At 63.8% G+C, this 26470-nt stretch carries 20 protein-coding genes; 7 read left to right on the top strand and 13 right to left on the bottom strand.

Going from position 1 to position 26470, the window contains the following annotated elements:
* Window positions 1-53: 53 nt before the first annotated feature.
* The 3 genes from SINAC_RS36250 (at window position 54) to SINAC_RS36240 (ending at window position 6231) form a co-directional block, all read left to right on the top strand.
* The gene (locus SINAC_RS36250) at window positions 54-1508 is read left to right on the top strand and encodes an ATP-binding protein (RefSeq protein ID WP_015250509.1); all 1455 of its coding nucleotides are present in this window, start codon (window positions 54-56) and stop codon (window positions 1506-1508) included.
* Between the two features lie 101 nt (window positions 1509-1609).
* Complete coding sequence (locus tag SINAC_RS36245) at window positions 1610-4906, top strand: response regulator (RefSeq protein WP_015250508.1); 3297 nt, start codon at window positions 1610-1612, stop codon at window positions 4904-4906.
* Window positions 4907-5154: 248 nt separating this feature from the next.
* Window positions 5155-6231, top strand: a complete 1077-nt coding sequence (locus tag SINAC_RS36240; protein WP_015250507.1) for an NAD(P)H-dependent flavin oxidoreductase — start codon at window positions 5155-5157, stop codon at window positions 6229-6231.
* A gap of 266 nt (window positions 6232-6497) precedes the next feature.
* Here SINAC_RS36240 and SINAC_RS36235 read toward each other — a convergent pair whose 3' ends face one another.
* From SINAC_RS36235 to SINAC_RS36205, 6 genes are all read right to left on the bottom strand, one after another.
* A complete protein-coding gene (locus tag SINAC_RS36235; RefSeq protein ID WP_015250506.1) occupies window positions 6498-6881 on the bottom strand; it encodes a DoxX family protein in 384 nt (127 codons plus the stop codon).
* Between the two features lie 149 nt (window positions 6882-7030).
* Window positions 7031-7516, bottom strand: coding sequence for a VOC family protein (locus SINAC_RS36230; RefSeq protein ID WP_015250505.1), 486 nt, complete (start codon window positions 7514-7516; stop codon window positions 7031-7033).
* A 517-nt stretch (window positions 7517-8033) separates the two neighbouring features.
* Window positions 8034-9458 (bottom strand): IS1380 family transposase, encoded by a 1425-nt coding sequence (locus SINAC_RS36220; RefSeq protein WP_015244773.1) that lies wholly within the window; start codon window positions 9456-9458, stop codon window positions 8034-8036.
* Window positions 9459-9858: 400 nt separating this feature from the next.
* On the bottom strand, window positions 9859-12414 hold the full coding sequence (locus SINAC_RS38360; RefSeq protein WP_015250504.1) for a WD40 repeat domain-containing serine/threonine protein kinase: 2556 nt from the start codon (window positions 12412-12414) through the stop codon (window positions 9859-9861).
* On the bottom strand, window positions 12411-13010 hold the full coding sequence (locus tag SINAC_RS36210) for an ECF-type sigma factor (RefSeq protein WP_015250503.1): 600 nt from the start codon (window positions 13008-13010) through the stop codon (window positions 12411-12413). Before SINAC_RS36210 ends, SINAC_RS38360 begins: the two co-directional genes overlap by 4 nt.
* 358 nt (window positions 13011-13368) lie before the next feature.
* Entirely contained in the window at window positions 13369-14061 is a 693-nt protein-coding gene (locus SINAC_RS36205; protein ID WP_015250502.1) for a hypothetical protein, read from the bottom strand.
* Between the two features lie 587 nt (window positions 14062-14648).
* Here SINAC_RS36205 and SINAC_RS36200 point away from each other — a divergent pair.
* The 3 genes from SINAC_RS36200 to SINAC_RS36190 all read left to right on the top strand — a co-directional run bounded on the left by SINAC_RS36200 (window position 14649) and on the right by SINAC_RS36190 (window position 18003).
* The gene (locus SINAC_RS36200) at window positions 14649-15836 is read left to right on the top strand and encodes a DUF1559 domain-containing protein (RefSeq protein ID WP_015250501.1); all 1188 of its coding nucleotides are present in this window, start codon (window positions 14649-14651) and stop codon (window positions 15834-15836) included.
* Window positions 15837-16457: 621 nt separating this feature from the next.
* Entirely contained in the window at window positions 16458-17462 is a 1005-nt protein-coding gene (locus SINAC_RS36195; RefSeq protein ID WP_020467694.1) for a WD40 repeat domain-containing protein, read from the top strand.
* A gap of 181 nt (window positions 17463-17643) precedes the next feature.
* Entirely contained in the window at window positions 17644-18003 is a 360-nt protein-coding gene (locus tag SINAC_RS36190) for an STAS domain-containing protein (protein ID WP_015250499.1), read from the top strand.
* A gap of 133 nt (window positions 18004-18136) precedes the next feature.
* On the opposite strand, the gene SINAC_RS36185 is transcribed toward SINAC_RS36190, so the two are convergent.
* On the bottom strand, window positions 18137-19180 hold the full coding sequence (locus SINAC_RS36185) for a DUF1559 domain-containing protein (RefSeq protein ID WP_015250498.1): 1044 nt from the start codon (window positions 19178-19180) through the stop codon (window positions 18137-18139).
* A gap of 92 nt (window positions 19181-19272) precedes the next feature.
* A complete protein-coding gene (locus SINAC_RS36180) occupies window positions 19273-19464 on the bottom strand; it encodes a hypothetical protein (protein WP_015250497.1) in 192 nt (63 codons plus the stop codon).
* Window positions 19465-19817: 353 nt separating this feature from the next.
* Between SINAC_RS36180 and SINAC_RS36175 the strand changes: the two genes are divergently transcribed.
* Window positions 19818-20585 carry a GntR family transcriptional regulator gene (locus SINAC_RS36175; RefSeq protein WP_015250496.1) on the top strand — a complete coding sequence of 256 codons (768 nt, stop codon included), beginning with the start codon at window positions 19818-19820 and terminating at the stop codon, window positions 20583-20585.
* Window positions 20586-20604: 19 nt separating this feature from the next.
* Here the strand turns inward: SINAC_RS36175 and SINAC_RS36170 are convergent, their stop codons facing one another.
* The 5 genes from SINAC_RS36170 to SINAC_RS36150 all read right to left on the bottom strand — a co-directional run bounded on the left by SINAC_RS36170 (window position 20605) and on the right by SINAC_RS36150 (window position 26459).
* Complete coding sequence (locus SINAC_RS36170; protein ID WP_015250495.1) at window positions 20605-20889, bottom strand: hypothetical protein; 285 nt, start codon at window positions 20887-20889, stop codon at window positions 20605-20607.
* A 235-nt stretch (window positions 20890-21124) separates the two neighbouring features.
* Entirely contained in the window at window positions 21125-21904 is a 780-nt protein-coding gene (locus SINAC_RS36165; protein WP_015250494.1) for a class I SAM-dependent DNA methyltransferase, read from the bottom strand.
* A 75-nt stretch (window positions 21905-21979) separates the two neighbouring features.
* Window positions 21980-22489, bottom strand: coding sequence for a DUF6174 domain-containing protein (locus SINAC_RS36160; protein ID WP_015250493.1), 510 nt, complete (start codon window positions 22487-22489; stop codon window positions 21980-21982).
* A gap of 90 nt (window positions 22490-22579) precedes the next feature.
* Window positions 22580-23989 (bottom strand): hypothetical protein, encoded by a 1410-nt coding sequence (locus SINAC_RS36155; protein ID WP_015250492.1) that lies wholly within the window; start codon window positions 23987-23989, stop codon window positions 22580-22582.
* Window positions 23990-24101: 112 nt separating this feature from the next.
* Entirely contained in the window at window positions 24102-26459 is a 2358-nt protein-coding gene (locus SINAC_RS36150; RefSeq protein ID WP_015250491.1) for a TRAFAC clade GTPase domain-containing protein, read from the bottom strand.
* Window positions 26460-26470 lie beyond the last annotated feature (11 nt).

Below are 26470 nucleotides of genomic sequence, written 5' to 3'. Positions count from 1 at the left end.
GGAAGGCGTGCTCGTAAAATGAAGAAAGTAGCAGGTCTCCAGAGAACCGAACCATGCCGCGCGTGATCGTCGTCGAGGACAGTCCGACTCAGGCCCAGCACCTCGGCTTCATTCTCGAAGAGGCCGGATTCGAAGTTGTCCTCGTCCCCGACGCCGAAACCGGCTTCCGGCGCCTGAATGAGGAACACTTCGACGTCGTCCTCAGCGACCTCCACCTCCCCGGCGACAGCGGCTTCGACCTCTGCCGACGCCTCAAGGCCGACCCCATACACCGCATCATCCCCATCGTCGTCTGCACCAGCGAGGCCGACCCCGTGAACGTGCTGCGCGGGCTCCAGGCCGGCGCCGACGGCTTCGTCACCAAACAACGCACTCCTGCGGAGATCCTCGGATGCGTCTGGCGGGTCCTGCAGCGCGGCGGGGGCGCCCCTGAGCCCTCGCCCCCCACGCGCGTCACTTTCCTCGATCAGGAATTCGAGCTGGCCGCCGGCCGCGAACAACTTCTCGATATCCTCGTCTCCGCCTTCGAAGACGTCGTTCATGTCAATACGCAATATCGCCAAGGCGCGGTCGCGCTTCGCGAGGCGAACCGGAACCTGGAACAGCGCAACTTGGAGTTACAAAGGTCGGTGGAGTCGGAACGTCGTGCCCACGAGGAACTGAAGCGTGCCGAGAGCCATCTCATTCAGAACGAAAAGATGACTTCGCTGGGGCAATTGGCCGCCGGCGTGGCCCACGAGATCAACAACCCGCTGGCCTTCGTCATCAATAACATCACCCTCCTCCGCCGCGACCTCGGCTATGTGGAAGCGATGCTCAGCCTCTACCGAGAGGTCATGGCTCCCCTTGCCGTGGGCCGGCCTGAGCTGGTCGAGCCGATCGAGGAGTATGCTCAGAAGGTCGACCTTCCCTACACCCTCGAGAACCTCGATCGGCTCTTCGAACGCACCGCCGCCGGGGCGAAACGCATCCAGCACATCGTGGCGAGCCTGCGCGACTTCGCCCGGCTCGATGAACAGGAGCTCAAGGAGGCGGACTTGAACAGATGTATTGAATCGGCGCTCGACCTCGCTCGCGGCCGGGCCAGCCAACTTCAGGTCGTGCTGGAGACCGTTCTCGCCCCCTTGCCGCTGGTTACTTGCTATCCCGCGAGGATCAACCAAATGGTGCTCAGCCTGGTGACGAATGCCCTCGACGCCTGCAAGCCGGGCGGCCGCGTCATCGTCGGCACGTGCGTCAAGGAGGACGGCGTGGAGATCGCGGTCACCGATACCGGTGCCGGCATCTCCCCGGATGTGCTCGGCAAGATCTTCGACCCGTTTTTTACCACCAAATCCCAGGGCAAGGGCACGGGGCTGGGGTTGAGCATCAGTTATGGGATCGTCCGATCTCATGGTGGAACCATCGCCGTCGAGTCCACCTCCCCCGGCGGAACACGCATCGTCGTCGATCTGCCGATCCAACCCCCCTCCGACGGCAGATACATAGGCTCAGCCCGGCCAAGTTGACCGGGAAGGTCGATCCGGTTTGGAAAACGGAACTGACGATCCACAAGGCCGGGGAATTGGCATTCAAAGCCTATTCGCACGGCGGCTCGAGGGGGTGTCCTATGATCGCAAACTCGGGTTCGGTGCCGGATCGCCAACCGTGGCTGATCGCGCCGGCGGTCGCGGTCATGAACCGCCTCACCTACCCGCGGAAGTTCGCGCTCGTCAGCCTGTTATTTGTGACGCCTCTGGCTTTTTTCATGGGCCTTTTGATCTCCGAGATGGACGCACGGATCGAGTTCACCCGGAAGGAGATCCAGGGCATCCGGTATTTGCGCCCCCTGCGCCAACTCTTCGAGCATGTCCTCCAGAGTCGAGCGCTGGCACACGCCTACGGCAACGGGAAGGTCTCCCTCCGCACCGGGTTGATCGGGAAGCAGGCGGAGATCACCGAGGACCTGGAGACCTTGCGGGCCATCGAGAGAGAAGTCGGTCACAACCTCCGGACGACGAGCAAGCACAACGCGCTCCAGGAGAACGCGCGGTTCCTCAGGGAGAAGCTGTTGAAACTGGAGACCGGTGACAGTGACGAATTACACAGGCAGCTCCTCGCGGGGAGCCATGACTTGGGCGCTTATGTGGGGGATACCTCGAACCTCATCCTGGACCCCGACCTTGACAGCTATTATTTGGTGGAGGCCACCTTCATCTCGCTCTCTGGAGGCCAGGATCTCCTGGCCCTTGCGAGTTCGTTGGGTAAGGGCGTCGTCAAGGGCAGAACGCCCACGGGGGAGGAGAGGACGGAGTTCATCAGCCTGTCCAGCTTGCTGCGTTCTAACGTGGAGGCGACCAGGAGGGGACTTGACGCCGCGTTCCGGAACAATTCCGCGGCCAACCTGAAAGCCGATCTAGGGCCGACGCTCCGCGCCCATCTTGTCGCCACGGATGCACTCCTGAACGCGATCGACGGCGAAGTCATCAGGTCCGAGGCGATCGCGATCCAGCCGGCCGACTACGACCGGCTCGTCCAGAAAAGCCTGGAAGCCAACTACTCCCTCTGGGACCGGGCTGTCGTCAGCCTGGAGGGCCTGTTGCACGCCCGCATCGATGGTTTAACCCGGAATAAGCATCTCATTGAGGCCTTCGCAGCGGTGATGCTGCTCTCGGCCGCCTATCTTTTGTTGGCCATCTATCTCGGCGTCCTGTCCACCGTGAGGCGACTGAAGGAGGCTTCGGAACGTATGCTCGGCGGCTCGGTGGTCCAGCACGTCATCCTGGAGACCAGGGACGAACTGGGCCAGGTGGCCACCGCCTTCAATAACATCGCCACGCGTCTGCGCGCTGAATGGGTCCAGGCGCGGGAAGAGAGCACCCGAGCCCGGGCGGCCGAGGCGGAGGTGCGCGTAGCCAAGGACGCCGCCGAACAAGCGACCCAAGCCAAGAGCACTTTCCTCGCCACCATGAGCCACGAGATCCGCACGCCGATGAACGCCATCATCGGGATGACGGAGCTCACCCTCGACACCGATCTCACTCCCGAACAGCGGCAGTACCTCGAGCTCGTGAAGGAGTCATCCGAGTCGCTATTGACGCTGATCAACGACATCCTCGACCTCTCGAAGATCGAGGCGGGCAAACTCGACCTCGAATCGATCGACTTCTCCCTTCACGAAAGCCTCGGCAACACGATGAAGGCGCTGGCCCTGCGGGCGCACAAGAAACGGCTCGAACTCGCCTATCATATCGCTCCCGACGTCCCCGAGACGCTCGTGGGTGATCCGGGAAGGCTTCGTCAGATTGTCGTCAATCTGGTCGGCAACGCCATCAAGTTCACCGAGCACGGTGAGGTGGTCGTCCATGTCGAGAAGGAGTCGCAGACGGCCGACGAAGTCTGTCTGCACTTCCGGGTGACCGACACCGGGGTCGGCATTCCCCGTGAGAGGCAAGACCTGATCTTTGACGCGTTCATTCAGGCCGATAGCTCCACGACGCGGCAGTATGGCGGCACCGGGCTCGGCCTGACGATTTCCTCCAGGCTCATCGCTCTGATGCGGGGACGGGTCTGGGTCGAGAGCGAGGCCGGCCAGGGGAGCACATTCCACTTCACCATGCGGCTGGGCGTGCGGAAGGCCCCTGGTATCACGCGGGACTCCGCCGGGTCGACCTTGGTTGACAACCTGCCGGTGCTGGTCGTCGACGACAACGCGACCAACCGACTGATTCTGGAAGAGATCTTGACCAAATGGCGCATGAGGCCCAAGGCCGTTGCGGACGGCCCCAGCGCGCTGGCGGAGATGAAGCGAGCAGCCGCCGCGGGCGACCCATACGCCTTGGTGCTCGCAGATGCGATGATGCCGGGGATGGACGGCTTCACCCTCCTCGAGCAGATCAAGGCGCACCCCGAGCTGGCCCGTTCAACTCTGATGATGCTCTCGTCCGCCGACCAGTCAGGGGACGTCGACCGTTGCCGGCGGATGGGGGTGAACGCCTACCTGGTGAAGCCGATCAAGCGCTCAGAGCTACTGGACGCCATCGTCACGTCTTTGGGCACGTCAGGGGTCGCCGACGGGCGCGGGGACTTGGCCAACCGCGTCTCCCGTCTCGAGCCGGGAGATTTGCCGGCCCCGTCGCGGGGCCTCCGAATATTGCTGGTGGAGGACAACCCCGTCAATCAGACGCTGGCAACAATCCTGCTGGAGAAACGCGGGCACAAGGTGATCGTCGCCTGCAATGGCAAGGAGGGCCTCGCCGCCTGGGAGAAACAGGAATTCGACCTGATACTGATGGACGTGCAGATGCCCGAGATGGATGGCCTCGAGGTGACGGCCTGCATCCGCGCGAGAGAGAGGGGGACAGGCCGACACATCCCGATCGTCGCGATGACCGCCCACGCCATCAAGGGCGATCGGGAGCATTGCCTGCAGGCGGGCATGGACGGTTATGTCTCCAAGCCGATCGAGGTCGGCGACCTCTTCCGGGCCATCGCCGACGTCGTGCCCAAGACGACGGCGGGATTTATGGCCCCAGAAGGCCTTTCCGAGGCGACGCCCCCTCCCAATGGCTCCGAGGGTGTGCTGCCGGATCGGAACGCACTGCTCCAGCGAGTCGGAGGCAGTTGGGAGAAAGTCGAGAAGATCGTGGCCGTGTTTCAAGGCGAGGTTTCGCGATCGATGGCCGAGATTCGAGCCGCGATCGATCGTGGGGACGCGACGAGGATCGAACGAACGGCTCACTCGCTGAAGGGGGCGATCGGGGTGTTCGGCAAGTCCGCGGCCTATAACGCAGCGGAGACGCTGGAGTCCATGGGCTATGCCGGCGATCTGACCGAAATCGGGGATGTCTACCACTCTCTCGAGAAGCGGGTCCACGAGCTCGAATTGGCTCTCGCGGAAATCGTCCCGCGCTCGAACAATCGATGACTTCGCCGTTCGTGTAAGAGTGTGTTTCGCTGTTATTAAAAAACGATTACTTGAAAATGCCGCTGATGGGTAAACTGTAGAGAGGGGGCAGTGAGGTTGCAGCCCGTCCGATGCCAGCAGCTTGTTACAATCGCTTCTTGCCGTCCGTGTGTGTAATCCCGAGCCGTCCGTGGCGAGGAAGTGATCCGTACGGTGCCTCCTCGATTCGGCCGGGAGAATGAGATCACCACGCCCGAAGGAGAAGCCCCGTGGACCCATTCCTCCGCAAGCTCGGGATCGCGTTGCCGATCATACAGGCCCCGATGGCGGGCGTGTCCACGCCGGAGATGGCCGCCGCAGTCTCGAACGCCGGTGGGCTCGGCTCCATCGGGGTCGGGTCGGTTGATGCCGAAACCACCCGGCAGATGATCGCCGCCGTTCGGTCTAGGACGGTTCGTCCGTTCAACGTCAACGTGTTCTGCAGCCAGCCAGCCGCCGTGGATGCCGCCCGAGAGGCGGGGTGGCTCGCCCGGCTCGGACCTGAGTTCGAGCGGTACGGGGCGCAACCGCCGGCCCGCCTGACGGAAATCTATCAGACCTTCCTGACTGACGACGCCAAGCTCGCGGTTCTGCTGGCCGAACGCCCGGCTGTTGTCAGCTTCCACTTCGGCCTGCCCGCCCGCGATCGGATCGAGGCTCTCCGCGCTGCCGGGATCGTGCTCCTTGCAACAGCGACGAATCTCGAAGAGGGGAAGGCTATCGCCGCTTCCGGGATCGATGCCGTCGTGGCCCAGGGGTATGAAGCGGGGGGACATCGCGGAGTGTTCGACCCCGATGAGCCTGATGATCGGCTCGGGACGGCGGTATTGACCCGACTGCTGGTGAAAAAGGTCGACATACCGGTGATTGCGGCCGGCGGGATCATGGACGGAGCCGGGGTCGCCGCGTCGCTCACGCTTGGGGCGGTCGCCGCACAACTTGGCACTGCATTCATAGGCTGTCCGGAGTCGTCGGCCGACGCGGGCTACCGCGCTGCGCTCCTCGGCCCATCGGCGGAACATACCGTGATGACGAGGGCGATTTCGGGCCGCCCCGCTCGCTGCCTCGCCAACCGTTTTACAGCCCTCGGTGTGGGTGTCGAACAGAGAGCGGTCCCGGTCTACCCGATCGCTTACGACGCGGGGAAGGCACTGCATGCGGCGGCGAAGGCCGCAGGGGAGTTCGGGTACGGAGCCCAGTGGGCTGGGCAAGGCGCTCCGCTCGCTCGCGCGTTGCCCGTGGCCGAATTGGTCGCCCGCCTCCAGAGCGAGATGGAAAAGGCGTTGTCCGACCAGCTAACCCGATGACCCGGCCACGGCCTGACTCCGGTTGCTCAGTCGCGAGCAGGCCGTTCAGTGTCCGGCGTCAGGCTCAGCGCGAGCGTACGTAGTCGTTCCGTCTGGGCGCGGTTGCTCTCGTCGAAGGCAGGTGACACCGGCATACAACACCTACTGGGTGAGGAGCTAGCACGGACCGCTCACTCTTCTGCCGCCGTCTGAAGCGGAAGCAGTTCCCGTTCTCGGCCTTGGCTGTGTCTCGCAATGGCCGTCGTGAGGGCTGGCCTCCCTCCCCGTCAATCCTTGACGAGTGGCACGAGGGCGCGGAGCTTGCGATCGCGGAAATACAGACCGAGCCACGCGACGACGCCGACGATGACCGGCACGAAAAACTTCCCGTCGTTGGCGTGGACGTGGGTCGCCACTGCGCCGCCGAGGTAGGCGAGTATGACGAGGCCGCCTAGATAGCGGGTCTTCGGGACGAGGTAGAGGACGAACATCGTCAGTTCGATAATCCCGAGCGGCAGGGCGGAGGAGGCGGGGTAGGTCTTGGACCACTCCTCGACGAAGCCCTTGGGCTGCGCGATTTTGAAGTAGGCGCTGGGCAGGAACAACAGGGCGAGGATGCCCGAGAGCACCCATCCGGTCACGCGCTGCCATTTCGGGATCGTATCCGTCATGATCTTTATCCCAGCTGGGTTATCCGTTTCAGAAATAGCAGAAGGGTTACATGATGCCCTCTGCTCCGTGCTTCGTCACGAGTAAGCCCTGGCCTGCATCGCATTGCGAACAACGGCGGCCGATCTTGAACGCGTGCGCGTCAACCTACTCAGCCTTCGCCCCGGCGAGCGGCCTCGATCGTGGCAATGTCGATCTTCCTCATCGTCATCATGGCTTCCATCGAGCGCTTCGCGGCGGCACGATTCGGGTCGGTCGTCGCCTCAAGCAGCACGCGCGGCGTGATCTGCCAGGAGAAACCCCAGCGATCCTTACACCAGCCGCAGGCACTCTCCTTGCCGCCGTTACCGACGATGGCGTTCCAATAGCGATCGGTCTCTTCCTGGGTCTCGGTCAGGACCATGAAGCTGACCGCCTCATTCGGCTTGAAATTCGGCCCGCCATTCAGGCCGACGTAAGCCTGGCCCAGCACGGTGAATTCGACGGTGAGATCCTCGCCCACCTGCGCAGACGGAATGTCCACGGGGGAGCCGTTGGCTTTCCCGACGTGGCTGTCAGGGAACACACTTGCGTAGAACTCGGCCGCCTCGCGGGCCTTGCCATTGTCGAACCACAGGCAGGTGATCATCTTGGTCATGTTCGTTCTCCTCGCTTGTCGCCGTCGAGTGCGATGGCCGCGCCTTGCGTGGCATGACCCCGAAATATTCCCAAGCTTTGGGGATTGGAACGATTTATCGGCAGGAAGTCAACGGGCGTACAGTGGAAATTCAGAGAATGGGGCGATTCCTGTGGGCCGGGTTCACTGGGTGTGGCCATCACGCATGAGAGATCGCTTGACCGAGTTTCTGTGTTGAAATCAGGTTCGTCTATAAAACAAATCAAAGGGTATTTGCTCTGTCGCCGCGACTAGCCTGGATTTCTCACCCTATTCTTTCGGGGTCCGATCGCTCGACGATTTCGACGGCTCGCCCCCGCCACCCGCGGCCTGCGTGGTCTCCCGCTTGCTCATCACGTCGGCGTGGACCTGATCGGACCTCTTCACGCCAACGCGAACCTGGTTCCTCAGGCCCCCGCGCCCAGGCGGGGGCGCACCCCGATCCTCACCCCTCCTCAGGGAGGGGCTTTCCCGCCTCATTTGACTGGGTCTCCTCGTTTCAGCACCTCGGGATCAAGGGCCCCGACCGCGCCAAGTTGGTGTGCACACGCCGAAACACTTCCGCATACGGACAACCGCTCGAGAACTTCACCCACACCTTGCGAACCGTCACCCGCACCAACGCCCCGATCTTCAAGAGCTTCAGACGGATCGTTTGGCACTGCGCCTCGGCCATCGCCGTTCCCGCCAGCCCCAGCCGCCGCAACGCCTCCAGCAACACGTAGGCGATCGAGGAGAAGAACAGCCGGATCTGGTTGGCACGCATCGTGTGGGCACTGGTCCGATCGGCGAACAGATGGAGTTGCTGCTCCTTGATCCGGTTCTCCATCTCACCGCGACCGCAGTAGTCTTGCTCGTACAGCGGCGGCGCCGCTCGTTCCTCGACCGTGAGCGACGTGACCACGAACCGCGGGTTGGCCCCCTTGCCCAGATGCTCGGCCTTGGCCACCACCCGACGTTCTCGGCTCCAGGTCTTCTGCGTTTGATAACGCAACTCGGCGAAGACCCGGGACGGCTGTTTCGTCGCCTCGAATTGCTGGCGTGCTTGGGCCAATTCCGTCGCGATCGCCGCCGTCAGCCGGGTGTTCTTGGCCAGGCCGATCAGGTAATCCACGCCGTTGTCCTCACACCAGCGAAGGATCTCCTCGCGGCAGAACCCGCTGTCGGCGCGGATCAGGATCTTCACCTGAGGCCACGCCTGGCGGATCTGCGAGACGATCCGCTTGAGGGACTTCACCGAGCCGGCGCTGGCATCAATGTCGGAGGGACGCAGCCGGGCACAGAGCAGGTGGTCGCCGCAGAAGATGTAGAGCGGGAGATAGCAGTATCCCTTGTAGTAGCCGTGGAAAAAGCGGCCAAGTTGGCGGCCATGGACCGTGTCGTCGGTGGCGTCGAGGTCCAAAACGATCCGCTCGGGGGGTCGGCTGTGGGCCTGAAGAAAGAGGGTAACGAAGAGCCGTTCGACCTCATGGGTCTGACAGGTGATCTTCTTGTAACGGCTCTGTCCGTCGGCCCCGACAGGGGTCAGTTCCAAGCGGTTGAGGGTACTCTTGCCAGCCAGCGGCTTGCCGCGATCGCGGAGCCGTGGCCGGTCCTGGCCGGTGGGATCGGTCTTGCCGACGACGGTGGCCAGTAACGGATCGCAGCGGAGATCGTCGTGGTCGTTGAGGTCTTCGTAGCCCAAGGCCAGACCATAGACGCGTTGGGCCAGGAGGTGTTCCAGGGGGTGCTCGACGAGGTCAGGATCGCGATGGTCGGTAAAGCAGGCGGCGAACTGGCGGATGATCCCGGTGCGGGCTTCGATCTGACGGAGCAGAAGTGCACCGCCGTCGGAAGAGATGGCGCCCCCGTCAAAATCGGCGAGCACTTGGCGGTGACCGAGGATGGAAAAGTCGAGGTAAGTCGAGTTACACTCTGTAGCCATCGGGCTGCCTTGGTTCGGTGTCAAAAGTGGTTGTCGCAATTCCACCTATGACACGCAAGGCAGCCCGATTCAATCCCTGGTGAGAAATCCAGGCTAGCGGGCCGACGGCCTGGCAGCCGCGGCGGGGGAGTAGAAAGTGGATGAAGATGTTTTTGATTGCGTCATATCCAGGGGCTTGCGCCCCTGGATATTGACGGCCGCCCCTTCTTTGGAGCTCCCAGAAATTGGCCGATCCGGAACGGCCTTACGGGCGGCCATCGTGGCCTGGATTCCCGGCTGGTCGAAGGCGGGATGCCCGCGACCCAAGCCAAGCCCAAGTGCCATCTGACGGAAAGGGCTGACCCCGGCCGAGCCTTGGATTTCGGCCGGTCCGCCCTCTCTTGTGGGGGCCTGGTTCGCGTCATTCTCCCACGGTGGGCGCGGCGCTGCGGGGCTTGCCGCGATCCGGTGGGTTGGAGTCCCAGATCACGACTGTGCCGTCGGCGGCGGCCGAGATGAGCGACCCGCCGTCGGGGCTGAAGGTGACGCCCCAGACTCGGCCGGAATGGCTGTGGAGGCCGAGGATCTCCAGCCCGCTTTCGGCTTCCCAGAGCTTGACCGTTCCATCCCACCCCGAGGTGGCGAGCCGGAGGCCGTCGGGGCTGTACGCCACCCGCTCGAGAATTCCGGGGGGGTGGTCGATCGCGAGGACTTCCCGGCCGCTGGCGACGTCCCAGATCTTGACGACCCCCGCGCCTCCGCCGGGAGAGCCGCTGGTCGAGGCCACCCGTCGACCGTCGGGGCTGAAGGAAACGCTGAGGACGTGCTCGCTGTGCCCGCGGAAGGTCTGGATCAGACGGCCGGTCGCGAATTCCCAGACCTGGGCCACGCTCGACGTTCCCCCCACCGCGATCCAGCTTCCATCGGGACTGAAGGTGAGCCGGGTAATCTGGCCGGCCCCGGTCGGGATCACCCGGACGGTCTCGCCGGTGCGCGCATCCCAGATCCGGATCGTGTCGTCCCAACTTCCGGTGGCGATCCAGCGCCCGTTCGGGCTGAACCGGGCGCAGCGAACGTTGTTCGTATGCCCTTTGAGAACATGGACTTTCCGCCCTCTGGATACATCCCAAACGATTGCCGTTTGGTCGGCGCTGGCGGTCACCAGGCGAGTTGCGTCGGGGCTGAACGCCACGCTGTAGAGCCGGGCCGTGTGGCCGCGGAGCGTGTGCCGTTCGCGGCCGGTGGCGGTGTCCCAGACCTTGGCGGTGAGGTCGAAGCTGGCCGAGGCGACGGTTCGGCCGTCGGGGCTGAACGCGGCGTCCCAGACCTCGCCGGTATGGCCTCGGAGGGTGATCGGTCCTGTGTTGAGGAATCGCTTGAGAAAGTGCCACTCCCAGCCGCGAAGGTCGGGGGGGCAGGCGTCCAGGACCTGCTCAGCGCGGCCGATCCGGCCGCCCCGGTGCTCGTCCTCGGCCAGCGAGATTCGCTGGTAGTAGGAGGACTGCCGCTCGCGAAAGAGGTCGTCGGTCCGCTCTTCCAGCGCCTTGATCTTCCCTTGGAGCGCCACTTCGGTCTGCTGCTGCTGTTGGGCGATTCGATTGTTGGTCTGGACGAGCTCTTCCTTGACGAGTCGTTCGCGGCCGAGCGATTCGAGAATCTGCCGACGCTCCTGGCTGATGATGACGTTGGTGATTGCCAGGACGACCGTGAGGAGGACCGTCGACAGGACGCTGGCCGCCGACAGGGCGGCGATCAAGGGGCGGCGCCGGGCCCACTTGAACCCGCGTTCGAGCGCACCCACCGGCCGGGCCAGGATGGGTTCGCCGGCCGAGAACCGACGGAGATCCTCTGCCAGTGCTTCGGCCTCGGCATAGCGTCTCTGCGGATCTTTTTGAAGGCATTTCAGGACGATCGTCTCGATGTCGAGCGCGAGTCCCGGCTGAAGCTTCGAGGGGGCCGCCGGCTCGGCCGAGCGGACCTGCTCCAGGGTTTGGAGCACCGTGGCCGCCTTGAACGGTGGGCGGCCCGTCAACTGCTCGTAAAGCACAGCCCCCAGCGCATACACGTCGACCGCCGGCCCGACCGCGCGCCTCCCCCCCTCAGCCTGTTCGGGGGCCATGTAGCTTGGCGAGCCGATGATCGAGCCGGTCTGTGTCAGGCCGACGTCTGCGCCCAAGCTCTTGGCCAGGCCGAAATCGGTGAGCTTTGGCAGCCCCTCGATCGTGAGAAGAATATTGGCCGGCTTCAGGTCGCGATGCACGATGCCGAAACTGTGGGCGTGCTGCACGGCACGGGCCAGCGACTCGATCAGCCGGGCCGCATCGCGGGCGGCCCAGGGGGTGCCGTCGAGTCGGTCCGCCAGGCTGCCCCCGGCCACGTACTCCATCTCGAGAAAGGGCCGGCCCCCGTGATCGCCGATCCGGTAGATCTGGACGACTTGCGGGTGCTGGAGCCGGGCCACCGCCTCGGCTTCGGCCAGGAACCGTGCGGCGGCCTCGGGCCCGGCGAGGTCTCCGGCCAGAATCATTTTGAGGGCGACGAGCCGGTTGAGCCCTTGCTGGCGCGCCTTGAAGACGACCCCCATCCCCCCCCGACCCAACTCGCAGAGGACCGTGTAGCCAGGGATCGCCGGCACCGGACCCGGGAACCCGATGAACGACGGGGCCTTGCACTCCTTCAACTCCGCCGACGCCTCTGCGAAGGCCGAGTCGATCACGGCCGCGTCGGTCGGGAAATGCCGCAAGTAATCCTCGGGGGCCGGCCGCTCGCCGGTCCGCCGGCGATAGGCGATATCCAGGACGAGCAGATCCCGGAGCATGAACGGGTGCTCCTGCCCCTCCTGGTCGGTCAGGAAACTCGCGATCGTTGGCCGCTGCCCCGCCTTCCAGGCCTCCTCGAACCGGTCACAGGCGCGCTCCAGACGGCCGACCTTTGAGGGAGATGTAGGGTTGAACTCGGGTGATGCCGGCTCGATCACAGGGTCTTTCCCCCGGTCCAGATCATGCGGATCGAGCGGAGCTTGCGCTCGACCGTTTGCTCGATACAGCCCAGCCGATCGGCGATCTGCTTGTTGGTGTACCCTTCCATCTTCCAAAGCGCGACTTCACGCAAGGAATCTTCCCCCAGGAGGCCCAAGAGACGACGGAATTCCTCGGCGGCCTGCGCGGCGAATTCCGGACTCGGCCCTGGATCGAACGCCTCGTAGGAGACGGACCCCGACGACTCGGAGAAACTGAGGACTTTCCCCTCGCCACGCGACTTTCGCCCCTCACGGCGCATCAGGTCGATGGCCTTGCGTTCGGTGATGACGACCAGGACTTGCCAGAGATCGTCACGGTCCGAGAGCCGGGCGAACTGCCCGCGCTCAGCGCGTCGGCAGAAGCTGTCGAAGGCGCTGAGCGCCACGTCTTCCTCGTCGGCCGCACCGCGCGGTGCCCCACCGATCTTGGCCCGCGCCAGCCCGACCAGCCGCTGAATGTAGGCGGTCCAGAGCCGCTCGGCAGCCCCGTGGTCTCCACGCTTGAGCATTCCAATGCAATGCGTGATCGAGTTCGTGGTCAACAGTGTGGGCATTGACTCCATCCTCGTCAATCGGGCGGATCGGAGGGTCGAACTCATTCTAAAGCCTCAAGCGACGCGCCGCAAACTCCCAGGGCTGAACCATTTTCAAACGACTTGGAAAACGCGGACCCCGCTACGAAGGTCGACGAGATAAGAGGACGCTATGAGCGGGATGGTTCCTCTTTGGTTTCGTCGGATGAGGATCATAGGCGTTGAAATGAGCTTGGTGGGAGGTTCGATTTGCTTCATTCCGAAGTTCTTCGGTGTTCAGGCCCAATTCTTCATTCGATTGCCTGGGTTTTTTCGAGGAATGGGGGGGCGTCCCATTCAGAAAAAAGATGTGGCAATCCCCCACAGTCGATCGCGCCGCTCAGGGGCCTCGTTTGGTCAGCTTGGCGATATAGTCGGGATTCGTCACCACCAGTCCGGTCGAGCGGAGCCTGAACTCGGCTCGCGGCGCCTTCTCCAACCAGGAAGGATCGCCGGGCAGGACCAACTGACGGCCGTCCGGGTCGCAACTGACCACGATTCCTTCGTCGAAGTCAACCACCATGATGGTTCCGACGACCTGCTCCTGGTGTTGCAGCGAGCCGCTCTGCGTGACGTAGGTGATGCCCAGAAGAAGGTTTCGGCCGATGAATTGATCTCCGAAAACCTCGATTGTTCGGCGGATCCGCTCCTCGTCGACACGGTAGGTGAGCAACCACTCTCTGGGGACTCGGGAATTCGTCAGCGGGGCAAAGTTCGGCTCGGCCTCGTAATACGTCTCCCCCTCCTCGTCCTGGAGGACCGTGAGCATCCAGGATGTGAGGAGCCACGGGTCGGTCACGACCTGCCCGGTCGATTCCAGGCGATAGGTGCCGCCGGGGGCGGGGCGGAATGCCGCCATGTCCGTCGGCACCCAACGCAGGTCGCCGCCATCGGAAGGGAGGACCCAGGTGGTGGTGCCATCCGTCTTTTCGATCTGACCGTAGAACTGCTCTTGCCGGAAGACTCGCCCTTCGGCACCAAGATACGTCAGGCCCACGAGAACGTTCAGGCCCACGAGGTCTTGCGGTCGCATTTGGACTTCACCTCCTCGGTCCCGACCTCTCTCAATAACACAGGGGGCTCGTTGCGACTCGCGATTCGATCGTGCCGGCCCCTTCGGATCGGATTCCCGTTCCGATGCGATTGGTGCTTCAGATCAAGGCTTGCAGAATCAATTGTAGTCAATCGCGGCGCCGGACCCTAGAGAATGCGCCAGGTTGCGTCACGGAAGGTTCGCTGCCTTGGCCGTTCAATCCGCCGAGTCATTCCCCTGATATTTTTAAACCCGACAAAAACGATCGATAAAATGGACAATAGGCTTGACCTGGAGAGCCATCGAGAAATAATGGTGGCGTCCGCAGGCAAGATGCGGATCTGCTGAAAAAATGTTGCTGGCGTCACGATTTGGGATTGTGAATGCGAATATGCTGACAAAAGAATGTCGGCTGCGTCGCGAGTTATGCCTGGTGAGACCGGTCCATCGGCTCGCCGCTTGCGCATGATCTCGATCGTGAAAAAGGCTGACTCGATCCACGAGAGGCACGCTGATCTTCCCCCCTTTTTCTCTTTCGTGGTGCTGACTGGTTCAACCAGAGGCGTGCGAAGCGATTGGAGTCGCGCATGCCGTTGTTGCATCAGAAGGTTCAGCCCGAGTCGGTTATTGAGTCTTCCGACCTGGTTTCGCCGCGAATCAGGGCCTCCCGCTGCTTGGTCTCGCGTGGGCGGAGGGGGTTCACTCTGATTGAACTGTTGGTGGTCATCGCCATCATTGCGGTTCTGATCGGTCTACTGTTGCCGGCCGTGCAGGCGGCCCGCGAGGCGGCGCGGCGGATGCAGTGCTCTAATAACCTGAAGCAGGTCGGCCTCGCCCTTCATAATTACGAAAGCACTTATGGCTGCTTCCCGCCGGCCGGGCTTCCGGTTTGGTCAGCGACGACCTCCGTCATCCTGCACAATGCCAGCTACAGCGCCCAGGCACGGCTGCTCCAGTTCATCGAGCAGGGAGCCATCTTCAACGCGATGAACTTTAGCTACGGCTGCTTCAACTCGGTGGACAGCTACGGCAATGCAGCCAACTCAACGGCGACCGATAAGCGGCTGAGCGTGTTCCTCTGCCCGTCCGACACGCCGCCAAGCTATAACGTGAATCGGATTTTGGGCCAGAGCTTTCGCGCTCCGGGGACCAACTATTTTACCTCGACCGGGTCAACGCTGGAGCACGATGGGCGGCAGACCGGGGGGCCGCCCAATGGTGTCTTCAAGTATGGCGGGGTGTTCGGCTTCAGTGATATCACGGACGGCACGAGCAACACGATTGCCTTTGGTGAGTGGATCATCGGCAGCGGCAACACAAGTGTTCTCTCGATCCCCTCGGACATCATCTGGATGACTTCGTTTCCGGCCGGAGTGACTCGCAACACGGCGACGATGAGTCTTCCCCTGGCCAATGCCAACAACAGCCTTTTCACCTGGCTTCAGAGTTGCCGAGACCAGGCGGCGCCGGGGTCCGCGAACCGGAACGCCGGAAGCGTCCAGCTCGGTCAGGCTTGGGCGTTCAACCTGCCGGCCTATAGCATCGGCAATACCGTCTTGCCGCCGAATTCAAAGTACCCCGTCTGCATGACCGACAAGCCAGGCACGCAGAATTCCCCGGGCGCCTACGGTCTTGCCAGCCGCCACCCCGGCGGAGCCAACATCGTGTTGGGGGACGGCTCGGTCCGGTTCCTCAAGGACAGCACGAACCTCAACGCATTCTGGGCTTTGGGATCACGGAACGGGGGCGAAATCATCTCGGCCGACGCGTTCTGATTCCTGATCCTTGTGCTCCTCGCCACTTGAGGAGAACAACCGCCCTGACGGGTCGGTGGCCCTCCTTTCATCACAACCGACATCGCCATCTGCCTGGTCTGAGATCAGCAAGAGGGTCAAGGAGCCGGTGATTCCACCTGGCTCCTTGGCCCTTGTTCCGTTTGTGGCGGCAGCCGCCGATTCCAGCTTCGTCCCGTGGGTCGTCCGGCAAGGAAACCGCAATCCGCGGGGACTTACCGGATGAATCGCTTTGGATCATTACAGTTCGTCTTTGTGATGTTTGCGGCCGGCTGGAGAGAAGGGGATGGCCTGGAGTGGGGACGATTTTCAGGATCGTCTCGAAGTTTCTCAGATTGCGCGCTGGGTTTTTCGGGCGGTTGGCGAGTTCCCCCCTGGTGGAAGGTATCAGCAAAACGGTGCTTCCACCCCACCGCACGCGGCCGGCATGGACGGCGGCCTGATTTCATTCCCTTCTTTCTTTATTGCGCGATTGAGGTGGCGGCCATGAATCCAAGGACCGACGCTCCGGCGGGATCCGTACGGGGTCGAGGAACGTGCGGGGGGAGTTCGCTTGGCCGGTTCCTGCCGAGGGGTTTCCTCTCGCCGGAGTTGTGCATTTTAATGGCGATTCTCGCCATCTTGGTCGTCGGCGTTTCGCTCTCGAGCCAGGCGGGATCGGAGGAGGAGAGCAATCGCGATGAGTTGGGGGTTCATGAGTCGCCGGTCGAGGGGGTGGCTTATGCACCCGACGGGCGGACGGTGGCCTCGGCCAGTCGCGACGGGGCGGTCATGATTTGGGACCTGGCTTCGAGACGCTCGCGCCGGGTGGTCACGCGGACCGTGGCGGGCTTTTCGAGCGTCGCCTTCTCTCCGGACGGCTCGAGGCTGGTGGTGGGGGGGTTGGCCGATGGCGTCAAGGTCCTGGACCCCGTCACCGGGGAGACGTTGGCCACGCTCGCCAAGTCCTTTGGGGCGGTCAGGGATGTGACGTTTTCCCCCGATGGGGCCTCTGTGGCGGTGGGGGGGGACAACGGATTGATCCAGATCTGGAACCTCGACTCGGGCCAGCTGACCCGCACACTTCGGGGGCACGTTGGGCTTGTCGCGAACCTGGCCTTCGCACCCGATGGCCGAAGCCTGGCCTCGGCTGGGATCGAGGATGGGGCCATCCTCTGGGATCTCGACACGGGTCGGATTCGCCAACGGCTTCAGGTGGACTCCGGTGCGCTCTCATCCCTGGCCTTCACACGCGATGGCCGCACGCTGGCCATGGGGGGGATGGGGTGCATCACCGTGTATGAGCTCGCGACCGGCCGATCGCGAACCTGGACGAGCCCGCAGGGCAGGGTGACATCGGTGCGATTTCTGCCCGACGGCCTTGGTCTGGCTTCCTCGGGGCTGGAGGGGTCGATCGCCTTCTGGAGCATCTCCCCCACCGAAATTCTCCCTCGGTTCACCCTTCGCGGTCACAAAGGAGGGGTTAAAGCCATGGCGATGTCCCCCGATGGGATGACGCTGATCTCCGGCGGCAACGACGATACGGTGAAAATGTGGGCTCTGCCCCTCGCACCCGATCGCCTCGAAGCCCTCTCGAGCGGGGATCCTGTGAAAATCAAAACGGGCTGACAAATCGTTGGATTTATGAGAATGGATTCTTGAATCGTTGGCGTTTTTGGTAAACAAGTGGATTTTGGAATTGCGGACGTCTGGAAATGAGCTGGATCAGCGTGTCGGGCTCGGATAGAGTTACGGTCGAGCAACGGCCGTATCTCGTTCCTGAGGGTTTGACCCGACCGGAGCCGCTCCCATGCCCCAAGATACCACCGAGCACCTCCAACTCACGTTTGTCAACGGCGTAGCGGTCATCAGCATTACGACTCACTACCTGCAAGCGGAAGACGTCATCGAGACGGTCGGTGAGGAACTCCTCGAGCTGGTTGAGAAGTGGGAATGCACCAAGGTGCTGCTCACCTTCGAGGGAGTTCGATTCGTCTCCAGTTCGATGCTCGCCCAGGTGATGAAGTTGCACAAACGGCTTGCCAAGACCAAGGGACACCTCAGGATCTGCGGGCTGAACCCCATGCTTCGCGACGTCCTGCGGGCCAGTCAACTCGACCGGCTCCTTGAGGTCTATGATGACGACAAATTGGCGCTCACCAAGTTCTGATTCCTGTTGAGCGGGTGAGCGTGGAGGTCTTGTCGGGGGGATGCCTTCCACCGCCGACAAGACTCGCGTTCGATGCGAACTCGCGTTGAAGCGGGGGCGCGAACCGCGAGCCGGTTCGCGCCTCTTCGATCGATCAGAGCGCGTCGGCGGAGATGATCTCACCGCCTGCTTTCGAGCCGATGGCGTGCCAGGCTTGGTAGCTGACGCTGCTCTTGATGAACTTGACCGAGCCGTCGAGCATCGTCACGTTGACCCCTCCCGGGTGGTAGGAGCTGGCGCTGATCAGGTTGGGGAAGTTCGCGACGCTCGAGTAGACGCATGACCGCTGGTTCGGCGTCATGACGTGTGTGTAGCCGCCCCCTCGGGCCATGTAGTAACGCGCCCACTGCATCCCCTTGGAGCCGTCCACCCGTATGGTCGCCTTGGTCTGGCAGTCCCTGCCCAGGTCTTGATCGTTCGTGTAGGTACAGGGGGTTGTGGCTCCTCCCCTGTAGGTCACGTGCAACCCGTCGTCGACCGGCGTGACGCCTTTTCCCTTGACGATCTCGGAGAAGATCGCGGTGTTGCTCAGGCCGTCGGTGACGCTGCTGAGTCCCACCGGGCGCACCAGCGTGTTGTCGGCGTTGGCGCCGCCGGGGCAGACAGCGAGCTTGCTGGTTCCCAGCATGTAGGCCGGGCCGTCGAAGGCGCCTCCCGCAAAGCTGGGGCAGTTGCCGGTGTTTTCACCGTAGCTGTGCGAGTTGAAGGCCGAACTGGGACTGTTGGGATCGGAAGGGCAGAGAAAGGCACTGATCTCGACGTGCAAGAGGGTCACGTTCGTGTAGCTCGGATCGCCCGATTGGGCGCCGGGAGGGTCGCTGGTCGGCATGCCAAACGAGTAGTTGACCATATTGTAGAGGTTTTGCTGCTCGAGGTAGGGAAGGATTCGGGCGAGCAAGGAGTGGTTCTGGATGGCGCCGGCCACGGTCGTCGACCCCGAGGGGGGCAGACCACCGGTGGAGCTTTCATAATTCATGATGGCCAGACCCAGTTGCTTGAGGTTATTGACGCACTGGGAACGGCGGGCTGCTTCCCTCGCGGCCTGGACGGCAGGAAGGAGCAGGGCGATTAGGACGGCGATAATCGCGATGACGACCAACAATTCGATCAGTGTGAAGCCGCGTCGGACGACTTGCATGATGACCTACCTCCGTTGGTTCGGGGAGAGGGGAAGGACTTTTTCAGCGAATATGAATCCAGGGCTGAATCATGGACTGCCGGAGGAACGGACTACGGGGCCTTGCGGGATACGGGTTGCGCCGGCGGTTGCGCCTCTTCGGAATTAGCCTGGGTGCCGGGAGGTGTGGTGCCGGGATACTTCGCGAATTCATCCTCATTGCCGCTCGTTCCCCCGCAACCCCAGCCTGTGCTCAGGCTGAGGACGAGCAACGACCAACCAATGGGCTTGGTAAATCGAAACATCGTTATGATTCCTGGAAAATGACGTTTCGAGGATGGTGCCTTGATTAAGACGGGAGGGCGACTCACTCTGAAGACATCACCCAATCTCACATCCTCTAACACGCCGATCGTATCGGGGGCGAATTCATAATTCTATAGAGCACTCGCCGATTCTACAGGATATTGTCTGGTGGCCGTCTTCGAGGACGTGTTATGCTGAGGTTCTCCCCTCTTTTTTTTTGATTGGAACCGAAGGCCTGATGAATCTTGATTGATCGGCCGCGAGTTCGTGGCGTCATCTTCGGTCGCCCTTAGGGTATGATAAGAGGGCGTGGCTCCTCGTTTTCCTTCAGACCCGGTTGTTGCTTAGACTCATGTCGACACCCGATGGGAACAAGTCGTTGAAGTGCGATCACGGCCTGCGACGCCGGGTGATCGTGCAGTCGTTATTGGTTGAGGTGTTTCAGGGGCGGCTCCGCGCAGGGCAGCACCTGGTCACTCAGGAACTGGCCGATCGCTTTGGGGTCAGCCCCACGCCGATACGCGAGGCCCTGGTCGCACTCGAGGGAATTGGCATCGTCGACCTGCTCCCCAACCGGGGGGCGGTGATCCGCCGGGTCACGATGGAGGAAGTGGGGGAGATCTGCCAGGTCCGCCGGGTTCTGGAATGCGAGGCCACGCGAAGCGCCTGTGGCTGGATCGCTCCCGCCGACCTGCGGGCCCTTGCCGCCGCTCTCAAGGATCTGCTGGTCAAGGCGAAGTCGCCGGGCCCTGGCTTCCTCGACGAGGCGGGGGCCGTCGACAGCCGGTTGCACGACCTGATCGCCTCGTCGTGTCGCAACGGCTTCTTGGCCCACGAGCTGGGGCGGTTGAAAATCCTCTTCCGCGCCTTCCGCGACGTGACTTACGCGCGTGACGAGTCGCGCTTTAGCTCGGGCCGGTTTGAAGCCGAGGCTCACGAGCACCTGGCGATCGTCGAGGCGCTTCTGGCCGAGGATCGCAAGGCCTCGGTCCGGGCGATGTCACGCCACATCCGGATGTCGGTCGAGAACTGGAGCCGCACGCTCCCCGATGTCGGCAACGCGGGACCGACCGCCACGACGGCCGAGCCGGTCAAGTCGCGATCCAAGCGGCGCGCCTGACTTGAACCAGGTGCTCAGTTCAACGCCCTGCCGTCGGAGCCGCCGCGCCCTGGGGGTTGGCGGCGTGGTGAGGCCCACTGCTCGGGGCAGGCATGGTTAGCAAGGCGGCCACCAGGAGGAGCACCACCAGCGCGCCAATCCCCCAGAGCATGGCCTTTTGGGGGCTCGTCAGGGGGGTGGCCTCGGTCATCGCAAGGTAGTCGGCGAACGGTTTCCGGGGGCCGAAATCCTGTTCTTCTTCAAAGATCTCGCGCTTTCGCGCCTTGATCGATTGTTCCTGCTCGCGGGGGGCTTGGGGGGCCATCAGGCCTCCTTTGCGGTGAAGCGGTTCGGGTTCAAGGCGACTAAGCACCTGGACCTGGTTTTTCTTTGCATTGAATCATGTGCAAGCCCTGGGTGCCACGGGTTGTATCCAACCCGTGAGCCAAAAACCGGGGCTATCGTTCACGGGTTGAGTACAACCCGTGGCACCCAACAGCGATTGTATCACCGCGGTCGCCCATCAGATCAATCAAAGAAAAACGAGACCAACGGCTTCGCTAGGGACGAGCCACGAACGACCAATCCCAGCTTCTGGGGTGATCGGCAAAATCCGCGCCGCCAGCCATGCTTTCGTCCCACGGGTAAAGGACCTGGCCGAGCTCGACCGACGCAAATCCCGCCTTGGCCATGCGATGCCGGATCTCGAACGGCTGCCAGAACTTCTGCCGTAGGCCGAGGAACTGGAACCGGCCGAAGGCGAACTCGTAATACTGGTGCTCAGCGTGGAACGCGGCGGATCGCTCGGCCTCTTCGATCTCGAGACCGCGGTCGAGAGCCTGATCCATCAGCAACATGGTATGATAATGGATCGCGTCCATCGACGGGAGTACGCCGAGGAACTGGCCGCCCGGCCGGAGGCTGGCGCGGATGGCGCGGAGGGTTCGGTCGATCTCCCGGACGTCGGGCATGACCAGCGAGTTGATCGCGACCACCACGTCAAACTGCCCGGCGAAGTCGTCGAGGTCGTGCATCGCCCGGGTCTCGAACGTCACCGAGTCGGCGTCGGCATGGCCTTCAACCCGAGTTCGCGCTCGGGCGATCATGGCGGGGGCGAAGTCGAGCGCAACCACTCGGCCGAACCGGCCGACCAACCGGGGTAAGAGCGGGCCGGTCCCACAACCGAGATCTGCGATCGTCCGTGACTGGGGCTTGGGCACTGCGTCCAGGGCGGCCCAGATCGGGTTCTCGACCGACGGGTCGAGCGCATCGAGAAACAATTCGTCATACTTCGCCGCGTGGCGGCTCCACTGGCGATCCTGATCCTGAGTATTTTGCACGGGACAGAGAGTTCTCCGAGGGAGCGAGAGGCCGACTGATCGGGCTTGGCCCCCTGGGGTTTGATGAGACTTCGATTAGAGAGAGGGCTTGGTTCGCGGCGGATTCGGGACAAAGCGGACGACGTCGATTGCGACCGGCAGCGTTGCGCCGACGATGTCTCGGCGATAGCTCTGGGGGTAACCGTACTTGGGGTCAGGGGTAAACAGGAGCACAGCCTTGGATCCTTTCGCCTGCCCGAACGGCCGGTCGGTTCCGAGTTGGGCAAGCTCCTCGGCCATCGTCAGGAAGAGGCCGTCGACCCCAAAATACTCGGGCTTCCCGGGATGGAGTTCGACGGTTCGGCCCTCGGGGAGCACCTGCTCGAGACTCCGGACTCGTCCATTGCGTACGGTGACGCGGTAGTAGGCGTTATTTGTTCCCGAGCTGGTCCAGTCGAGGTCGTAATCGTCGATTTGAGCCCGCGCCCAGACCTTTCGCGCCTTGGCAATCGACTGCTTTGTGACGGCTTCGCCACCGCTGCAACCCGCCAGGGCGAGCAGGGGAATCAGCCAGAGAAGTCGTGTCGATCGCGGGAGTCGGGTCATGGTCGCCATACCGTTGTATTGTAGTCGGAACCTCGGGGGGCCGCACCAGGCCAGATCGGGTCGTTGCGCTGGTCAACCTCCGGATTTCGGTCAGCGTCTCGGGAGTCGACCGAGGAATTTGCGATAAGCGGCCAGCGCGGGGTGACTCGCGACCAGGGGCGTCTCGCGGAGCGAGACATCCAAGGCCAGCGCGTGGGCCAGGGCGTGGGGGATCTCGGCCGGAGAGCGGCGGCGATCGGCGGGCTCGTCGTCGAGGTGGAACGACCAGGCGAGGGTGTCGAGCTGCCAACGGAGCGGTCCGGCCGGGAAATTTGCCGGCAACACGCGATCCGGTGCGAACCGGCGCACCCGCGCGTGCCACTCCCGTGCCAGGCTTCGATCGCGGCTCGAACCCAGACCGGCCTCGTCCTCGAGCTCGGCCAATTCGGCCGCCGTCAGCCAAGGGCCTCGATAACGCAAGCGAGTGGCCAGTGTCATCATCAAGGCGGCCGGATCTTCCTGGGCGAGATCTCCGGCGATCCTCAGGCCGAACGGCTCGATCAGGTTGACCAACCCCTCAGTCACTCGACGCTTCTCCTCAGCGTCCGCGATTTCGGATGGATAGGCCGAAGCGTCCGGATGGGGACGGTCGAGCGAGGTGGCGATCTTCTCCGGGAGAAGAGCGGGAGGGGGCTTGTCGTTGCCCGGGCGGAGGACGATTCCCAGCGCCGCGCCCAGCAGAAGGGCGGACAGCCCGAGGATCGGCATCGCGCGTTGGAGAACGGTTTTCCACCAACGCCCGGTTCGAGGCACGGTTGGCTCGAGCGTTGGCCTGCCTGGGCTGGCGTCGACCTGGGGCAGGTCGACGTAGGAACCGTCGAACTCGATCCCGGCCAGGCGGGGCAGGGCGACGAGGTCGAAGTGATTGCCGTTGCCGAACGCCCAGGTGGCCACCGAGGCGCGGCCGCGGATCGAGAGTGGCAGCAGGCTCCAGACCTGCCGGGCCAGCGCGTCAATCGGGGCGTTGGCCTGGATCGCCACTCGCCTACCCCGTCCCAGGGTCGCGGCGATCGACTCGGCCTGGTTGCCCACCGGTGGCAGCGAAGGTTCAGCCGGTTCCACCGCCCAGACGCCGGTGGGGAGCGTCTCGGTCTCGGCGGTCCAGTCCTTCCTCAGGAGGGGGGCGAAATCGAACGGATTCCCGCCCGCCTGGCGATAGTCGCGCGGGTCGAGGAAGAGGGCGTGGAATGCCAGAGCGCCCGGTCGGCCACGGTCGTCTTCCCCCTGGGGGCTGACGCCCACGATCAGCCAGGGGCCGGCTTCGAGCTTGAGTGCGAACAAGGCCGAGGCTTCGGCTGCCCCGGCAGGGCGCTCGCCGAATTGCTGGCAGGCCGCGCGGAGGCCAACCAGCCACTCGGGCCGGCAGCCCGGCGAGTGCGCCAGGATGGAATAGCCACGGTCCCAGAACGGAAAGCTCCCGTAGACCGCCTGCTCGTAACGGATTTCAACGGGTCTGGCCATCAGATTCGCGATTGTCGGCTCGCTCTCAACACAAGCAGGAAATGGGGATATTGATTCTTATGGATCAGGAAGAAATCTGCCCTGCAAGAGCGCAGTCGAGGCGGAAACCGCTCTAATCGGGCTTGCTCAATCGGGGCATCTGGAAGTTCGAGGCGAAGACGAGGCTGGTTTTGCCCCCCTTGGCCGGCTTGAGGGGGCCCGAAAGGTTGCGGATCGCGAGGGGGTCTCCCTTGCGGCTGTTGAGTGTGAAGACGATCGAGTCGGACCAGTCGTAGTCGATGATCCGGACGGTGACCGGGTCTCCCAGCTTCCAGCGGATCGGACGAGAGAAGGTGTAGTCCCAGATCGGCCGGTGGCTGTTGCGGACGACCGGCGAGGGGCCGTAGGTGACGCCGGCGACCTCGATGACGACCCCGAGGTCGGGGCCGCCGCCGAGATATTTGCCGACGTCCGGCTCGACCTCGCCTCGGCGCAGGGTGACGCGGTATTCGCCCGGGACCGAGACCTTGTCCCACCAGGCGAGGTACTGGCGCGCGTCGGTCGCGTAGCGCCCCTCGCGATGGTCGCGCAGGTAGTTGCGGAGCCGGCGGGCGACCTCGGCCACGTCGTCCGGGTGGGCGAGCAGGTGGTCATAGGCCTGGCGGTAGGTGTAGGTGTCCCACTCGCGGAGGACCCGGTCGCGCGCTTCGGTTGCCTCACTGATGTACCGGCCGCCGGCCTGATGCGCTTTGAGGTAATCCTGGTAGCGCTCGATTCGCGTCGCGAAGTTGGTTGGGTACTGTTGGGAATATTGCCGGGCCCGCTCGATGTCGCGGTCATCGAGCCGGGCCACGTAGCCGTCCAGGCGGCGCTCGACCTCGTTCCGCCACTCGCTCCGGGGGTGGTCGGCCAGGAACTGGCGGGCGCGGTCGATCAGGTCGTGGAAGTCGGCGTTGGGAAGGGTTTCGGCTCGGGCCAGCTCGTCGACGAAATGGCGGTCGGCCGCCGATTCCCGCGCGGTCATGCGCGCCTTGAGGGCGTCGGCCAGGGCAAGGGCTTCCTCGCGGTGGGGGGTATCGGCGAAGTCGCGAAGGAAGGTGCGGAGCGCGGTCAGGGGCTTCTCCAGTTCGTCCCCCGGCGCGAGCGCTTCGGCCCTGACCTCATTCCAGAGCCGGTTGTGCCGGACCTGGTCCTGGGCGTCCTCCACCTTGCGGATGGCCGAAACAAGCTGCGGGGCTCGCTCCTTGACGCTGGCCAACGTGTCGCGAAGCTCGGGGCCGTCGGTGCCGAGCGCGACCTGGACCTCGGCCGCCTTGACGGTCCACTCGGCCTCTTTGAGCCGGGCCCGGCGATCCAGGGCGGGCCAGATCCAGGGGAGCGTCGGGTGCCAGGCGAGGAGCTCGGTCCAGCGGCGGGCCACCGCAGGCGCGGGCTGACTGCGTTCGAAGGCCAGGGCGTTGCGGAATCCGAACGCATCGTACCCGGCCAGGGCGATGGCCCCGATCGCCGCAGCGGCCGTCGCCCGCAAGGCGAGCCGGCGGAACCAGCGGCGGCGGAGCGTTTTGAGCCGGGCCCGGAACCCGGCCGCGCTGCTCGATTTGGGATAGCGCCGGCCGAAGGCGTCCACGCACCGGGCGAGCCGAGGCAGGTCGTCGGGGACGAGGTCCCAGAGCCATTCGAGCTGCTCGCGGTCGACGGCTTCAAGCTGCTCGGCGAGCCAGCCGAGGGGACGCTCGAGACCGAGCGGATGAAGCTCGGCCGGCGGCCTTCCCCCTTCGGCACCTCGGCCGTAAGAGCTGACCGCGAAGATCGCCCCCCCAGGCGCGTGCTGCGCCAGGGCATGCCGGGTCATCCCGTATCGCGCCTCGACGAGTCGCTCGACCCCCCAGGTCGTGGGGTCGTCGCTCGAGCCCGGACCGTGTGGTTCCCCTTGTCCCCCCTGGACGCTCGCCAGGACCCGGTCGAATTTGGTGAGCAAGAGGGCGACCGGGCGCCCTGTGGTCCCGTCCTCGGAGCGGTCGATGTACCGCTCCAGTAGGTTCTCGATCTCCTGCTGCCTTCGTCGCCGCTCGGCAGGGCTGGCTGGTCCGTCAGGGTCGAGGCAGAGCAGGACGGCGTCGCAGTCGGCAAAAAAAGCCTGGATCGGCTCGTCGGAGCCGAGCGTGACGTGCTCCCCTTGGTAGTCCTTGACGATCAGGTCGAACCGGGCCGCCCCCTGGTAGAGGTGCAACCGCAGCTCGGTTTCGGCCAAGGTTCCCGCCGGCGGTTCGCCCGACTCGATCTGGCCGATCTTCTCGGCCAGATACTCCGCGCTCGCCGGGTTGGCCGCCGCCATCCGCAAGCCCGGCACCTGCCCGGTCGAGGCCTGGCGATAAAACATCGCCAAGAGCGTCGTCTTGCCCACGTTCCGGTGGCCGAACAAGCCGATCCGCTTCGGACCGGTCAGCCGACGTTCCAGGGCATCAAGATGAGTCTTGCGACGGTTCGCCATGGTTCCCTTAC

This window comes from Singulisphaera acidiphila DSM 18658 (assembly GCF_000242455.2).
Taxonomy (GTDB): Bacteria; Planctomycetota; Planctomycetia; order Isosphaerales; family Isosphaeraceae; genus Singulisphaera; species Singulisphaera acidiphila.
Note: the sequence above shows the minus strand (reverse complement) of the source record. Positions and strands in the feature narration are given on the sequence as shown.

Excerpts from the sequence above, each read along its gene's own strand:
- SINAC_RS36220 (WP_015244773.1), bottom strand. The coding sequence starts at position 9,458 with ATGGCTACAGAGTGTAACTCGACTTACCTCGACTTTTCCATCCTCGGT.
- SINAC_RS36250 (WP_015250509.1), top strand. The coding sequence starts at position 54 with ATGCCGCGCGTGATCGTCGTCGAGGACAGTCCGACTCAGGCCCAGCAC.
- SINAC_RS36190 (WP_015250499.1), top strand. The coding sequence starts at position 17,644 with ATGCCCCAAGATACCACCGAGCACCTCCAACTCACGTTTGTCAACGGC.
- SINAC_RS36210 (WP_015250503.1), bottom strand. The coding sequence starts at position 13,010 with ATGCCCACACTGTTGACCACGAACTCGATCACGCATTGCATTGGAATG.
- SINAC_RS36155 (WP_015250492.1), bottom strand. The coding sequence starts at position 23,989 with ATGGCCAGACCCGTTGAAATCCGTTACGAGCAGGCGGTCTACGGGAGC.
- SINAC_RS36170 (WP_015250495.1), bottom strand. The coding sequence starts at position 20,889 with ATGGCCCCCCAAGCCCCCCGCGAGCAGGAACAATCGATCAAGGCGCGA.
- SINAC_RS36205 (WP_015250502.1), bottom strand. The coding sequence starts at position 14,061 with ATGCGACCGCAAGACCTCGTGGGCCTGAACGTTCTCGTGGGCCTGACG.
- SINAC_RS36175 (WP_015250496.1), top strand. The coding sequence starts at position 19,818 with ATGTCGACACCCGATGGGAACAAGTCGTTGAAGTGCGATCACGGCCTG.
- SINAC_RS36195 (WP_020467694.1), top strand. The coding sequence starts at position 16,458 with ATGGCGATTCTCGCCATCTTGGTCGTCGGCGTTTCGCTCTCGAGCCAG.
- SINAC_RS36200 (WP_015250501.1), top strand. The coding sequence starts at position 14,649 with ATGCCGTTGTTGCATCAGAAGGTTCAGCCCGAGTCGGTTATTGAGTCT.
- SINAC_RS36230 (WP_015250505.1), bottom strand. The coding sequence starts at position 7,516 with ATGACCAAGATGATCACCTGCCTGTGGTTCGACAATGGCAAGGCCCGC.
- SINAC_RS36160 (WP_015250493.1), bottom strand. The coding sequence starts at position 22,489 with ATGACCCGACTCCCGCGATCGACACGACTTCTCTGGCTGATTCCCCTG.
- SINAC_RS36180 (WP_015250497.1), bottom strand. The coding sequence starts at position 19,464 with ATGTTTCGATTTACCAAGCCCATTGGTTGGTCGTTGCTCGTCCTCAGC.
- SINAC_RS36150 (WP_015250491.1), bottom strand. The coding sequence starts at position 26,459 with ATGGCGAACCGTCGCAAGACTCATCTTGATGCCCTGGAACGTCGGCTG.
- SINAC_RS36245 (WP_015250508.1), top strand. The coding sequence starts at position 1,610 with ATGATCGCAAACTCGGGTTCGGTGCCGGATCGCCAACCGTGGCTGATC.
- SINAC_RS36235 (WP_015250506.1), bottom strand. The coding sequence starts at position 6,881 with ATGACGGATACGATCCCGAAATGGCAGCGCGTGACCGGATGGGTGCTC.
- SINAC_RS36185 (WP_015250498.1), bottom strand. The coding sequence starts at position 19,180 with ATGCAAGTCGTCCGACGCGGCTTCACACTGATCGAATTGTTGGTCGTC.